The organism is Bradyrhizobium brasilense (assembly GCF_029714345.1).
GTDB classification, from domain to species: Bacteria; Pseudomonadota; Alphaproteobacteria; order Rhizobiales; family Xanthobacteraceae; genus Bradyrhizobium; species Bradyrhizobium australafricanum.
Genome location: NZ_CP121669.1, coordinates 1401869 through 1415832 on the forward strand (window position 1 = coordinate 1401869; position 13964 = coordinate 1415832).

The window sequence follows — 13964 nt, forward strand, 5'->3', positions numbered from 1 at the left end:
GGGGCGGAAACGGCGCGGCGTTGCGATGGCTGGCGGCAGCGATATCTTCTACGGCGGCATTCCGGTGTTTCGCGGCTTCGCGCGGCTGATGGACCCCGCGCTGTATGCGCCGTTGCCGGATGACTGGACGGTCGGCGTCGCCGATATCGTGGAATCGACCAAGGCGATCGCGGCGCAACGCTACAAGGCGGTCAACATGGCCGGCGCCGCGGTGGTCGCCGCCGTCACCAATGCGCTGGAGGGCCGCGAATTCCCCTTCGTGTTCGGCGGCGACGGTGCGAGTTTTGCGGTCGCGCCCGCCGATCTCGACAAGGCGCGCGAAGCCCTCGCCGCGACCGCGCGCTGGGTGCACGACGACCTCGATTTGGTGCTGCGGGTGGCGCTGGTGCCGATGGCCGCGATCCGCGCCGCGGGCGCCGATGTCCGCGTCGCGCGCTTCGGGCCGTCGGCCAATCTGTCCTATGCGATGTTCTCAGGCGGCGGTCTTGCTTACGCCGATGCCGCGATGAAGCGCGCCGAGTTCGCGGTCGATCCGGCGCCTCAGGGCACGCAACCCGATTTGTCCGGCCTGTCCTGCCGCTTCGAGGTGATGCCGTCCGCGCGCGGCGTCATTCTGTCGGTGCTGGTGCTGCCGGCAAAGAACGCCGATCCCGCGTCCTTCCGCAAGGTGATCGAGGATATCGTCGTCCGCGTCGAGAAGAGTCCCGACGCCGGCCGGCCGGTGCCCGCCAGCGGCCCGCCGCTGCACTGGCCGCCGCAGGGAATGGAGTACGAGGCGCGCGCACGGCGCAGCGGCCCGCTTGCGCTGCGGCGCGCCATGGTGCTCACATTCGCGCTGTGGGCCTATACGCTGATGCGGTTCAACATCCCGGTCGGCAAGTTCGCGCCGAAACGTTATCTGCAGCAGGTGGTCGAGAATTCAGACTTCCGCAAGTTCGACGACGGCCTGCGCATGATCCTGGATTGCACGCCGGAGCTCGCCGCCGACATCGAGCAGCGCCTCGCCGCCGCCGCCGTGCAGGGCATCGTGCGCTATGGCCTGCACGAGCAGGATGCCGCGATGATGACCTGCTTCACTCCGTCGGTGATGCGCGCCGACCACGTCCATTTCATTGACGGCGCTCGCGGCGGATACGCGTCGGCGGCGACGGTGCTGAAGGCGCGCGCGGTGTAGCAATTTTTCTAACCTCTCTCCGCTCTTTTGCGGGGAGAGGTCGGAAGCCTCGCCTCGCGTGGCTTCCGGGTGAGGGGCAGGGCAATGCGTGGCCGCAAGGAGATATTCATCCGACTCGCGAGATCGACGGTGAGCTGACTACAATTCAGATATGGCTACGCGGATAGAGCCCCTCACCCCAACCCTCTCCCCGCAAGAGCGGGGCGAGGGAGCATGGTCCCGTCGCGGTTGCCGCTCGGCTCAGAATTACCGCCCCACCCGCGTCCAGGTCTCGCCGCCGCACAGCGCGCCGACGCAGCCTTCGACGCGCAGCGTGCTCTCGCCGGTCACCGAGATGCTGCTCGCATAGGTGCCGCCGTCGTCGGCGTTGTAGATCTGGCCCGACCATTTGCCCGCGGCGACCGGATGCATGCCGGAAAACAGCGGCAGCCCGATGATCGGCCGGCTGGACAGCGACGGATTCGGATTCTTGTTGTCGATCTGGGGCTTGCCGGTCATCGGATCGATCGGGTCGCGCAGGCTCACCACCACGCCGCAGATGCCGCCGCCGCATTTGCTGATCTTGACGCGGGCATCGCCGGCCTGGGTCTGCCAGACGCCGACCGGCTCAGGCGCGCCTTGCGCATGCGCGGCGGGCACGGCAAGCGCCGTCGCAATGATTGCGATCATGAATTCGAATCTGCAGGCCATGGCTCATTCCCCCCAGAGCATGATCCGGAAAAGTGCGAAGCGGCTTTCCGAAAAGATCATGATCAAACAAAGAGCTAAAGCGCGATGACGATTCGACCCAATCTCATCGCGCTTTAGAGGTCGGCCTGCATAGCAAGTCGAAGAATTTCTGCAATGTCATATTCGCGCGATCAGGTGAGCGCGCTCCCAAAAATTTTGGTGCCTGTTTCAGGAGCAGTCATGCTCGGGCAACGCTCCGGTGCGAGGGCGCTGCGTCGTATTTATCCCCAGCGGGTCAGCCGGATCGAAATGATGGTGGCGAGGCCGAACGCCACCATTGCACCGCCGACCAGCGCAAACAGCGTCCACGCCGGGGCGCTCACGGTAGCGAGCCACCAGCCGCCGATGCCGACCAGCAGCAGGCGGATAGTGCCGGCCAGCACCGGTCCGCCGACCTTGGCCGCGCCCTGCGAGGAGAAATAGAGACAGACGCCGACGCCGAAGAAGCCGAAGCCCGGGCCGGCCAGCGCGAAATAGGACGAAGCCGCGGCGGTCACGCCGGGATCGGTGGTGAACAGCGCGATCCATAGCGTCGGCTTGAGCGCGACCACAAGTCCGACGAAGCCAACGACAAGTCCGGCGACGGTGCCGGCGGTCCACGCCACCTTGCGGGCGCGGGTCACGAGTCCCGCGCCGATCGCCATGCCGACCATCGGCACTGAGGCGACGCCGACCGCGAACGCGATCGGGATCAGCAAAAACTCCAGCCGCGAGCCCATGCCGTAACCGGCCAGCGTCTCGGTGCCGAAGCTGGCCAGGATCTTGGTGAAGATCAGGATCGTCAGCACGCTCTGCAGCGGCGACAGGCAGGAGATCGCGCCGACCTTGAGGATGTCGAGGAACATCGCGCGCTGGAAGCTGAAGGCGGCGAAGTCGAGTTTCAACCGGCTGCGGCCAGAGGCGAGATACCAGGCGAGGAAGATCGCACCACACGTGAAGGCCGTGAGCTGTCCGGCGGCGACGCCGCGCATGCCGAGACCGGGCATGCCGAACAACCCGAGACCCAACACGCCGCCGACCGCGATCTGGATCATCGAGACCGTGATCAGCGTCATCGAGGGAATCCGCATGTCGCCGGTGCCGCGCACGACGGAGGCGAGCGTGTTGACCAGCCAGATCGAGATCGCGCCGGAGAACAGCACCTGCGAGTAATGCATCGACTGCTCGAGCACGCCGCCATGTCCGCCGAGCAGCGCATAGAAGTTGCGGCCGAAGCCCAGCATCATCACGGTGAAGAACAGTCCGGCGCATCCGCCGATGATAGCCGCATGCAGCGCCAGATCGGCGGCGCGGTCGCGGTCGCCGGCGCCGAGCGCGCGGCTGATCGCCGACGAGACGCCGCCGCCCATCGCGCCGGCCGACATCATCTGCGTCAGCATCGCGAACGGAAACACCAGCGCAATGCCGGCCAGCGGCTCGGTGCCGAGCCGGCCGATGTAAGAGGTCTCGGCCACCGCGACCAGCGTCGAGCCGAACATGGCGATGGTGTTCGGGATCGCGAGGCGAAGCAGCGTCGGCAGGATCGGCGCGGTCAAGAGGTCATTGACCGGCGTGGCGGGCGCGGCCGTGGCCGGCTGCACGTCGTCGATCGAGGCATCAATGGTCATGCGTTACGGCTCACTTCGCAAGCGGGAGAGGGGCGCACTGCAATCCAACGCCAGTGAACCGGGCTCGCAATCAATAAATGATGATCGACATGTTACGAGGTTGCACCGTTCATCGCCACCGCCGCCGATGCAGGGGTCACCATGGCAGGCCGCATAGGTCGATCTTGCCCTGGCGCGGCGCGCGGACGATGTCGTTGACGAACGGCGCCATCGCCTCGAAGCGGATCTGCCCGGAAGGCTGTTCGCAATAGACTTCGCCGCTGAAGGGATGCCAACCGCGCGCCTGGTAGAACGCGAAATTGTGCGGCTCGCAGAATAAGATTGCAAATTTCACTGCGTCGTTGGCACGAATGGTGTGCACGGCGGCATCTAACGCGAGTGACGCGTAGCCGCGCCGCCGGCAGTCCGCGCGGGTCGAGACTCCGCCGATGCCGCCGACATGCACCTTGTGGCCATTCCAGGTGACGGTCCGGAAATAGATACCGACATGGCAGGCCAGCCCGCTGTCGTCGGGCGCATCGAGCAGTACGCGCAAATCCGCGTGGGCCCATTTGATGTCCGCCCAGACCGGCTTCTCGACCGCATCCGAGCTCCAGACCGCCCGGAGCAGCGGCTCGGCGCGCTTCCACGATGCATCTCCGTTGAGAATGTCGATTTCGATGCTCATCGTCTGGGTCCTTGGTCTTGGTTCGGGCTGTGCCGATCTGTCATAGGCGATCCGAAAATGCGGTGTTTCTCCGCCATGGAACCTTCTATAAGGGGGACCCGTTAAGTGTAGTCTCCCACCCTCTGTTGGACATTACCCCATGACCTTCACGCTACCCGATCTGCCCTACGCCCACGACGCCCTTGCTCCCTACATGTCCAAGGAAACGCTGGAGTTTCACCACGACAAGCATCACCAAGCCTACGTCACCAACGGCAACAACGCGATCAAGGGGACCGAATTCGAAGGCAAGTCCCTCGAGGAGATCGTGAAGGGTTCGTTCGGCAAGAACGCGGCCGTCTTCAACAATGCCGGTCAGCACTACAACCACATCCATTTCTGGAAGTGGATGAAGCCGAATGGCGGCGGAAGCAAGCTGCCCGGCCGGCTGGAGAAGAAGATCAATGAAGACCTCGGCGGCTTCGACAAGTTCAAGGCCGACTTCGCCGCTGCCGGCGCCGGTCAGTTCGGCTCCGGCTGGGCCTGGCTGCAGGTCAAGGGCGGCAAGCTCGAGGTCGCCAAGACTCCGAACGGCGAGAACCCGCTGGTCCACGGCGCGGTGCCGATCCTCGGCGTCGACGTCTGGGAGCACTCCTACTACATCGACTACCGCAACCGCCGTCCGGACTATCTGAAGGCGTTCGTCGAAAACCTCGTCAACTGGGACTATGTCGACGAGTTGTTCGGCAAGGCCGGCTAAGCGCGGCTTCGACCGTCGCATATTTCTTCACCCTCCCCTGAAAGGGGAGGGTCGTTTCGCATGCAGCGAAGCGAAATGCGAAACGGGGAGGGGTCATCTCTCAGCACGAGCAGTCTCTCAATGGAGAGACTGTGACCCCGCCCCGCCGCTCATTTCATTCGCGTCGACCCTCCCCTTTCAGGGGTGGGTGATTTGAGTGTGCGGCAAGATGCGCCCTCACTCGACACACACCAGCGGGGGCATTGGTGGGTAACGCGGCAAGCTATCTCCTCGTCTTCTTCGGCGGCGGTCTCGGCGCGACGTTGCGGCAATTGATCAACGTCACCTGCGCGCGCTGTATCGGCACCGCGTTTCCCTACGGCACCTTCATCATCAACATCACGGGCTCGACCGTAATGGGCCTGATCGCCGGCTATCTCGCCTTCAAGGGCGACGCCTCGCAGCCCTGGCGGCTATTTTTGATGACCGGCATCCTCGGCGGCTACACCACCTTCTCCGCCTTCTCGCTCGACACCGCGCTGCTCTATGAGCGCGGCGAGCTCGGCCTTGCGGCGCTGTACGTCGCGGGCTCGGTGGCGCTCTCGATCGCCGGCCTGTTCGCCGGGCTCGCGATCATCAGGCATTTGACGTGAGATGCGCTCGGCACCGCCGTCTCTGGAATCCTGGATCACCCGCATGCGCATGCGGGGGTGATGACACCGCGTGGTGTGGCAACTTGAATCGAGAACCATCCTTCCCGTCGTCCCGGCGAAGGCCGGGACCCATTACCCCAAATCTCAATTGTTGCGCGCGCTGGGGCCACAATCCCGTTCATGATTGAGTACGGTGGTCATGGGTCCCGGCCCCCCGTGCGCAATTGCGCACAGGCCGGGACGACGTGGGGAGGGGTCTCGCCACCTTCCATCCCGCGGAAACTGTTCATCTCCGGAACCCGCCAACCTCCCCGGCCGGCGGCATTTCCAGCCTCCAAATTTCCCTTTGGTAACCTCGCCTTAACCATGATTAGCGTTTGGTTAGGGTCGGAATGACGCGTGAAAAGCCCTCGTTTTGACATGTTGGCAGGGGAAGCAGGGCCCGGCTTTGGACGGGCCCCCCATGCGACAGATGTAAGAGGCTCTCGCGCAGTTTTGCCGCGCCGGGCGCGCGGCCGTGGAAGGGGTGCCGATTGGCGGCCCGCCGAATTGGGACACTTGCGTTGAGAGGATATTGCCGATGAATCCCGCCGACGTGGCTCAGTCAACTCTGCCACTGGCATCGAGCGACGTGTCGCTGATCGCGCTGTTCTGGCAGGCCCATTGGGTCGTCAAATGCGTGATGTTGGGACTTCTGTCCTGCTCGGTGTGGGTCTGGGCGATCGCAATCGACAAGATCCTGCTCTACGCCCGCACCAAGCGGGCCATGGACAAGTTCGAGCAGGCTTTCTGGTCCGGCCAGTCGATCGAGGAACTCTACCGGGCCCTCTCTGCCAAGCCGACCCAGTCGATGGCGGCCTGTTTCGTCGCGGCGATGCGAGAGTGGAAGCGCTCCTTCGAAAGCCAGTCGCGGTCCTTTGCCGGCCTGCAGGCGCGGATCGAGAAGGTCATGAACGTCTCGATCGCCCGGGAGGTGGAGCGGCTGGAACGCCGGCTGCTGGTGCTCGCCACCGTGGGCTCGGCCGGTCCCTTTGTCGGCCTGTTCGGCACCGTCTGGGGCATCATGTCGAGCTTCCAGTCGATCGCGGCCTCCAAAAACACCTCCTTGGCGGTGGTGGCGCCCGGTATCGCGGAAGCGCTGTTTGCCACCGCGATCGGCCTGATTGCCGCAATTCCGGCGACTATTTTCTACAATAAGTTCACTTCGGAGGTGAACCGGCAGGCCGCGCGCCTGGAGGGGTTCGCCGACGAGTTCTCCGCCATCCTGTCCCGTCAGATCGACGAGCGGGGTTGAGTTAGATGATGGTCACTTTTGCGGGTGTGCGATCATGGCGATGAGCATGGCAGGGTCCGGCGGTGGCAGACGCCGCCGCGGCGGGCGCAAGCCGGTCATGGCCGAGATCAACGTCACGCCGATGGTCGACGTGATGCTGGTGCTGCTGATCATCTTCATGGTGGCGGCGCCGCTGATGACGTCGAACATCGACATCGACCTGCCGGTGGCGAGCGGCGGCAAGTCGATCTCGTCGAACCAGCCGCCGCTGACACTGTCGGTCAAACGCACCGGCGGCGGCTGCAATTCGAATGTCGAGCTCTATCTGGGTGACGCGCCGGTCACGGCCGCCGATTTTCCGGCCAAGATCAAGGCGATCGGTGACGCCCGGTCGGATGCCGAAAAAGTGGTCTATCTGCGTGGCGACAAGGACGTCTGTTACACGGATATGATGAAACTGCTCGGGGAGGTCCGGGCCGCGGGATTCAAGGCGAATATCGTCATCATCCCGGAAGGCGGATAACCACCATGCCAAGGCACGGGGAAGCCTGATTTGAAGGTCAAGGTCGACAAGACTCTGGCGGCATCGATTGTCCTGCACGTCCTCGTGATCGGGTGGGGCCTCGTGTCGTGGTCGACCAAGGCGTACGTGATGCCCGAAGAGGAATCGGTTGCCGTCGACGTGATCTCGCCCGACCAACTCTCGCATGTCATGGCCGGTCAGAAGGACGGCAAGAAGGAAAATCCCAAGCCGCTGGTCGACAAGGTCGCTGAAGCCAAGCCGGTCGACGACACCGTCGGCAAGGTCGAGGAGAAAAAGCCCCCGGTCGTGACCGACACCGCGCCGCAGCCGGCGCCGAAGGTGGAGAAGCCGGAAGACAAGAAGCCGGATCCGCCGAAGAAGGTCGAGAACAAGCCGAAGGAAGAGCCGAAGCCGGTCGAGAAGAAGCCCGATCCGGTGAAGCCCGACCCGATCGCGGAAGCGATCAAGAAGGAAGAGAAGAAGCCGCCGCCGAAGCCGGTTCAGCAGGCCGCCAAGCCGCCGCCGGAGCAGAAGCCGAAGGATCGCGTGTTCGACCAGAGCAAGATCGCAGCCCTGCTCGACAAGCGTGACCCGACGCGGGCCGCGGCGACCGGCGATACGCTCAATGCCAACGCCGCGCTCGGCACGGCGAAGGGCAAGGCCGCCGACAATTCCGCGACCTGGGGCGCGATGTTCAAGCAGCAGGTCGAGCGCTGCTGGAAGAAGCCCTATGGCGGCATCGAGGCGCAGCAGACCGAGGCGGTGTTCTCGATCAAGCTGAAGCGTGACGGCTCGCTCGAGGGCATGCCGGTGCCGGAAGGCACGCCGGCGACGCCCTATCTGCGCGTCTATCAGGAGAGCGCGCTGCGGGCGATCATCGAATGCCAGCCGTACAATCTGCCGGCGGCCTTCTTCGACGAATGGAAGTATTTTGCGCCGGTGTTCACAGAGCGAAAGACCTGAGGGCGACGGCGTCGCTTGGCCAATAGCAAACAAAGTCTACGGACAATGACCGACCAGAATGATTTGCGTGCAATGACGTTTCGCCTCGACCGCCGACAGATGATCTCCGGAATGGCTGCCCTAGGCGTGCTGGCCGGAAGCCGCAGCGCCTTTGCACAGAAGCGCGTCGTCATTCCGGAAGGCGACTTCGCGCCGCTGCCGATCGCGATCCCGAACTTTGCCGCCGGCACGCCCGGGGACACCGAGGTCGGTGTCGGCGTGACACAGGTGATCACCAACAATCTGAAGCGCAGCGGCCTGTTTGCGCCGATCGATCAGGCGGCCTATCTCGAGAAGCAGATCAACATCGACGCGGCGCCGAACTTCAACAACTGGAAGAGCATCAACGCGCAGGCGCTGGTCACCGGCCGCATGACGCGCCAGGGCAACGGGCGGGTGAAGGCGGAGTTCCGGCTCTGGGACGTCAACACCGGCCAGCAGCTCGCCGGCCAGCAATACGACACCTCCGCCGAATACTGGCGGCGCATCGCCCACATCATCTCCGACCAGATCTACGAGCGGCTGACCGGCGAGAAGGGTTATTTCGATACCCGCGTCGTGTTCGTCGACGAGAGCGGCTCGGCGGATCGCCGCGTCAAGCGCCTCGCGCTGATGGACCAGGACGGTGCCAATGTGCGCTACCTGACCCGCGGCTCGGACCTCGTGCTGACGCCGCGCTTCTCGCCGTCGACCCAGGAAATCACCTACATGGAATTCGGGCAGGGCGACCCGCGCGTTTATCTGCTCAACATCGAGACCGGCCAGCGCGAGATCGTCGGCAACTTCCCGGGCATGTCGTTCTCGCCGCGCTTCTCGCCCGACGGCCAGCGCGTCATCATGAGCCTGCAGCAGGGCGGCAACTCCAACCTGTTCGTGATGGATCTGCGCTCGAAGTCGATGACGCGGCTGACCGACACGCCGGCGATCGACACCTCGCCGTCCTACGCGCCCGACGGCACGCGGCTGTGCTTCGAGTCGGATCGCGGCGGCAAGCCGCAGATCTACGTGATGCCGGCAACCGGCGGCGGCGCGCAGCGCATCTCGTTCGGCGACGGCACCTATTCGACGCCGGTGTGGTCGCCGCGCGGCGACTACATCGCCTTCACCAAGCAGGGCGGCGGGCAGTTCGCGATCGGCATCATGAAACCCGACGGTTCGGGCGAGCGCATCCTGACCTCGGGCTTCCACAATGAAGGCCCGACGTTTGCGCCGAACGGGCGCGTCGTGATGTTCTTCCGCGATCCCGGCGGCAACAGCGGCCCGTCGCTGTTCACCATCGACGTGTCCGGCCGCAACGAGCTGCGGGTACCGACCCCGGGCTTTGCCTCCGACCCGGCTTGGTCACCGCTGTTGTCGTGAGGTGGGTGCAGACTGCTCCTGGGAACCTCGGCGGCGGTCGGCACTTCTCACCTAGCGCACTGAATTTTATAGTGAATTCCGGCCGTCGGCTGGGCGAGGCAAGGACTTGCTAACGATGTTCGCTCAGAAAGACTTCACCTGCGATCAGTAAGAGTGCGAGCTGAAAAGGACGCGCGCTCTCACAATGCAGTTTGCAAGTCAGACGGGTGAACCGGACCGGTCGATGTCGCCGACGATTTCGGCGGCGCTGGTCGATTCCCTGTTCATGAACCCAGCGCCCATGATCTTCGGCGCCTTCGGCCCCGCCATTGCGGGCGCCGTGATTGCGGCTGTCACGAGCAATCTGTTGTGCTGGCTGTGCGTGCCGCTGTTCATCGTGGTGGGGCTGACGCGCGCGCTGCAGATGTACCGCTACCAGCAGCGCAATTCCCGGCTCACCGTCGAAGAGTCCGTGACCTGGGAGAAGCGCTACCGGATCGGCACCATCGCCTACGGCATCTCGCTCGGCATCTGGGGCGTCACCGTGCTGCTCACGACCAATGATGCCGCCGCGCACATGCTGTGCGTGACCACGGTGGTCGCCTACACCTCGGCGGGGGTAGGGCGGACCTTCGGCCGGCCGCAGATCTTCCACCTGCATCTGTTGATGTCGATCGGTCCCTTGATCCTGGCGCTGATGTATGTCGGCGGCCCCTATCACATCGCCCTTGCGCTGCTCAGCCTGGTGTTCTTCAGCGCCATCCGGCACCTGACCTCCAGCCTGCAGCGCATCTACGTCAACGCCTGGATCGCCAAGGAGCGCGAGGCCGCGCTGGCGGGTCAGTTCGATACCGCGCTGAACAACATGCCGCACGGCCTGTGCATGTTCAGCGCCGACGGCCGCGTTGCGGTGATGAACCACCGCTTCATCGAGATGATGCAGCTGTCGGACGATTTCGTGCAGCGCGGCGCCAGCGCGACCGATATCTGCAACGCCTGCGTCCTGTCCGGCTCGATCTCGGCCGCGGCCGCACAGCAGATCCTCTACGAGATCGAGAGCTCGCAGCGCGGCGATATCGTCACCAGCGACCCCGACCCAACCAAGAACCGCTCGCTCGACTGGACCTTCCAGCCGATGGCCGGCGGCGGCACGGTGGTGCTGGTCGAGGACATCACAGAGCGCAAGGACGCCGAGGCCCGGATCAGCCACCTCGCGCGCTACGACGAGCTGACCGCGCTGCCCAACCGCGTCAATTTCCGCGACGAAATCGGCCGGCTGCTCGCCATGCAGCACGGCGACCATCGCTCCGCATTGCTGTTCGTCGACCTCGACCAGTTCAAGCAGGTCAACGATACGCTCGGCCATCCCTGCGGCGACCAGCTGCTCTGCGCGGTCGCCGAGCGGCTGCGCGAGATGCTGCGGCCGGAGGATTTCGTGGCGCGGTTCGGCGGCGACGAGTTCGTGGTGTTCCAGCAGAACATCCACTCGCACGAGGACGCTGCGGCGCTGGCGCGGCGCATCGTCGACCGCCTCAGCGAGCGCTACAAGATCGACAATCACCTGGTCGAGATCGGCGCCAGCGTCGGCATCGCGATGACCGCGCCCGGCGTCGGCGCCGACACGCTGCTGAAGAACGCCGACATGGCGCTCTATCGCGCCAAGGCCGACGGCCGCGGCACCTTCTGCTTCTTCCGCGACGAGATGGCGCAAACCGTCGAGGCCCGCCGCATCCTCGAGCTCGACCTGCGCAAGGCGCTCGCCAACGAAGAATTCGAGCTGTTCTACCAGCCGCTGATCAACCTGAAGTCCGGCAAGGTGAGCACCTGCGAGGCGCTGTTGCGCTGGAACCATCCGGCGCGCGGCACGGTCTCTCCGGTCGACATCATTCCCGTTGCCGAGGACATGGGCCTGATCGTCGATCTCGGCCGCTGGATCCTGCGCAAGGCCTGCATGGAATGCATGAAGTGGCCCGAGGCGGTCAGCGTCGCGGTCAACTTCTCGCCGCAGCAGTTCCACCAGCGCGACGTGCTGAGCGAGGTTCGCTACGCGCTCGAGGTCTCCGGCCTGCCGGCGCACCGGCTCGAGATCGAGATCACCGAATCCTCGCTGCTGCACAACACCGAGCTGACCCACGACTTGCTGTCCCAGTTGCGCTCGCTCGGCGTGCGGATCTCGCTGGACGATTTCGGCACCGGCTACTCGTCGCTCAGCTACCTGCACAATTTCCCGCTGCAGAAGGTCAAGATCGACCGGTCCTTCCTCGAAGGCATCGACAGCGACCGTCCGCTGACCTTGCTGCGCGGGGTGGCGCGGCTGTCGGCGGATCTCGGTATGTCGGTCGTGGTCGAGGGCATCGAGACCAATGAGCAGCTCGAACTGATCAGCGCCGATGGCGCGGTGACCGAAGCACAGGGATACCTGTTCAGCCGGCCGGTTCCCTCCGTCCGCATCCGCCAGCTGCTCAATGCCTCGCACGGCCGGCGGACCGACGAGCAACTGCACGTGGTTCCCTCGCGCTCGATCGCTTGACACGGCGCAATATACTCAATCGATAGTTGTGAGAGCCTTCGGCTGCACCATTCGTAGTGTACCCTCGCGGCGAGAGGTTAACTGTATTGCCTCGATTGCTTTGACGGAAATTAAGAAGCTGTTAATCTTTTGGCCGCGCGTTGAAGTTGTTGCGTTGTTCAGGGAGTACCAAATGAGGTCCGCGGCCGAAGCCATCAAGCCCGCGACAGGAAGGCTTGCGGACCCTCTGGATCAAGTCGATTACCGCCTCGCTCAGACCCCGGAACAGAAAGACGAGATCTACCGGCTTCGCTATCGCGCCTATCTGCGCGAAGGCGCGATCCGGCCCTCGGCGGATGAGCGGGTCGTCGATCAGTTCGATGATGCGCCGAATGCCTGGGTGTTCGGTGTCTATCTGCAGGGCGAACTCTGCAGCTCGATCCGCATCACCGTGGTGACGCCGGAGTGGCGTACCTCGCCGACGCTCGAGGTGTTCGGCGACGTGCTGCTGCCGAAGCTTGATCAGGGTCTGGTCTTCATCGACTCGACGCGCTTCGTCGCGGATCCCGAAAAGGCCCGGAACGTTCCGGAACTGCCCTATGTCACCGTGCGCCTCGGCTCGACCGCGGGCGTGCACTTCAACGCCGATTACGGCCTGGCGCCGGTCCGGCCCGAGCACATGGCGTTCTACCGGCGTGTGTTCCTGCACGAGACCTGGTCGGAGCCGCGGCTCTATCCCGGGCTGGTGAAGCCGGTCGGCTTGATGGCGTCGCATCTGCCGACGGTGCGGGAACGCGTGCTGGCCCGCTATCCCTTCCTGCGCTCCAGCGCCTTCGAGCGGCGCATGCTGTTCGACCGCGAAGGCCAGTTGCAGCCCGACGGCTTCGTGCAGCCGTTCGAGCGCGCTTCGATCGTGCCGAATCCCTGAGGGAATCGGCCATTCTCATCGAGTCAGTGTCGATCGACTGTTGCGCGCAGGCCAAATTGTCCTGCAAAAGCGGCCGGTTCCCGCGAACCTTGCCTTCCCTTCACCATCGCGCCACATTTGCCACCCATTAACCATCGGGGGCGCTTTTCGCCATTGCCTGGCATTTGATGGGGTTCAGCAAGGTCTCGTCAAGGTTGACGGAACGTTCGCTTAACCATCGCCCTGTAGATCGATTGGGTAGTACGAAGAGCGCGAGCGTGGAGGCTCCGGGAATGAATTATCTCCAGGGTATGAAGCTGGTTACGGTTCTGGCGGTGGCGCTGTCGATGGGGGCCTGTGCCAACAAGAACCCGTTGGACGCCAATGGCGCGATTGGGGGCGCCGCGACCCCGGGCAGCCAGCAGGATTTCGTGGTCAATGTCGGTGACCGCGTGTTCTTTGAGAGCGATCAGACCGATCTCAGCCCGCAGGCGACGGCGACCCTCGACAAGCAGGCGCAGTGGCTGCAGACCTATAACCGTTACTCCTTCACCATCGAAGGTCATGCCGACGAGCGCGGCACGCGCGAATACAACATCGCGCTCGGCGCCCGCCGTGCCCAGTCGGTCCGCGCTTACCTCGCCTCGCGCGGCATCGATCCGAGCCGCATGCGCACCATTTCCTACGGCAAGGAGCGTCCGGTCGCGGTCTGTAACGACATCTCCTGCTGGTCGCAGAATCGTCGCGCCGTCACAGTGCTGAACGCCAGCTCCTGACGCGAACCTGAATGAGTGTTTTCAAGCCGGCGCCTTCGGGGCGCCGGTTTTGTTTTGGCCGCGTGAAGGCCCGGCCCGCCGTCATCAA

13 protein-coding genes are annotated in these 13964 nt (G+C 64.4%); 10 read left to right on the forward strand and 3 right to left on the reverse strand.

The window, feature by feature from the left end; translation table 11 throughout:
* The first annotated feature begins 25 nt into the window (after positions 1-25).
* The gene (locus QA635_RS06280) at positions 26-1174 is read left to right on the forward strand and encodes a DUF3095 domain-containing protein (RefSeq protein ID WP_283067880.1); all 1149 of its coding nucleotides are present in this window, start codon (positions 26-28) and stop codon (positions 1172-1174) included.
* A 246-nt stretch (positions 1175-1420) separates the two neighbouring features.
* On the opposite strand, the gene QA635_RS06285 is transcribed toward QA635_RS06280, so the two are convergent.
* From QA635_RS06285 to QA635_RS06295, 3 genes are all read right to left on the reverse strand, one after another.
* Positions 1421-1864 carry a DUF2147 domain-containing protein gene (locus tag QA635_RS06285; RefSeq protein ID WP_283067882.1) on the reverse strand — a complete coding sequence of 148 codons (444 nt, stop codon included), beginning with the start codon at positions 1862-1864 and terminating at the stop codon, positions 1421-1423.
* Between the two features lie 260 nt (positions 1865-2124).
* Entirely contained in the window at positions 2125-3510 is a 1386-nt protein-coding gene (locus tag QA635_RS06290) for an MATE family efflux transporter (protein WP_253625385.1), read from the reverse strand.
* Between the two features lie 136 nt (positions 3511-3646).
* Positions 3647-4177: a GNAT family N-acetyltransferase gene (locus QA635_RS06295; protein ID WP_283067887.1), complete on the reverse strand. Its 531-nt coding sequence runs from the start codon at positions 4175-4177 to the stop codon at positions 3647-3649.
* A gap of 139 nt (positions 4178-4316) precedes the next feature.
* Here QA635_RS06295 and QA635_RS06300 point away from each other — a divergent pair, with 139 nt between their 5' ends.
* The 9 genes from QA635_RS06300 to pal all read left to right on the forward strand — a co-directional run bounded on the left by QA635_RS06300 (position 4317) and on the right by pal (position 13876).
* Positions 4317-4916 carry a superoxide dismutase gene (locus QA635_RS06300; protein ID WP_016846956.1) on the forward strand — a complete coding sequence of 200 codons (600 nt, stop codon included), beginning with the start codon at positions 4317-4319 and terminating at the stop codon, positions 4914-4916.
* A gap of 245 nt (positions 4917-5161) precedes the next feature.
* The gene (gene crcB, locus QA635_RS06305) at positions 5162-5548 is read left to right on the forward strand and encodes a fluoride efflux transporter CrcB (protein ID WP_283067891.1); all 387 of its coding nucleotides are present in this window, start codon (positions 5162-5164) and stop codon (positions 5546-5548) included.
* 580 nt (positions 5549-6128) lie between these two features.
* Positions 6129-6842, forward strand: coding sequence for a protein TolQ (tolQ, locus tag QA635_RS06310; RefSeq protein ID WP_016846954.1), 714 nt, complete (start codon positions 6129-6131; stop codon positions 6840-6842).
* Between the two features lie 34 nt (positions 6843-6876).
* Positions 6877-7344, forward strand: coding sequence for a biopolymer transporter ExbD (locus QA635_RS06315; protein ID WP_016846953.1), 468 nt, complete (start codon positions 6877-6879; stop codon positions 7342-7344).
* A gap of 30 nt (positions 7345-7374) precedes the next feature.
* On the forward strand, positions 7375-8307 hold the full coding sequence (locus QA635_RS06320; protein WP_050386124.1) for a cell envelope integrity TolA family protein: 933 nt from the start codon (positions 7375-7377) through the stop codon (positions 8305-8307).
* Between the two features lie 72 nt (positions 8308-8379).
* Entirely contained in the window at positions 8380-9705 is a 1326-nt protein-coding gene (tolB, locus tag QA635_RS06325) for a Tol-Pal system beta propeller repeat protein TolB (protein WP_028340643.1), read from the forward strand.
* A gap of 184 nt (positions 9706-9889) precedes the next feature.
* Positions 9890-12214, forward strand: coding sequence for a putative bifunctional diguanylate cyclase/phosphodiesterase (locus QA635_RS06330; RefSeq protein ID WP_283067901.1), 2325 nt, complete (start codon positions 9890-9892; stop codon positions 12212-12214).
* Positions 12215-12386: 172 nt separating this feature from the next.
* Positions 12387-13121 carry an N-acyl amino acid synthase FeeM domain-containing protein gene (locus QA635_RS06335; RefSeq protein WP_057018120.1) on the forward strand — a complete coding sequence of 245 codons (735 nt, stop codon included), beginning with the start codon at positions 12387-12389 and terminating at the stop codon, positions 13119-13121.
* A gap of 272 nt (positions 13122-13393) precedes the next feature.
* On the forward strand, positions 13394-13876 hold the full coding sequence (pal, locus tag QA635_RS06340) for a peptidoglycan-associated lipoprotein Pal (RefSeq protein WP_283067904.1): 483 nt from the start codon (positions 13394-13396) through the stop codon (positions 13874-13876).
* Positions 13877-13964: the final 88 nt, after the last annotated feature.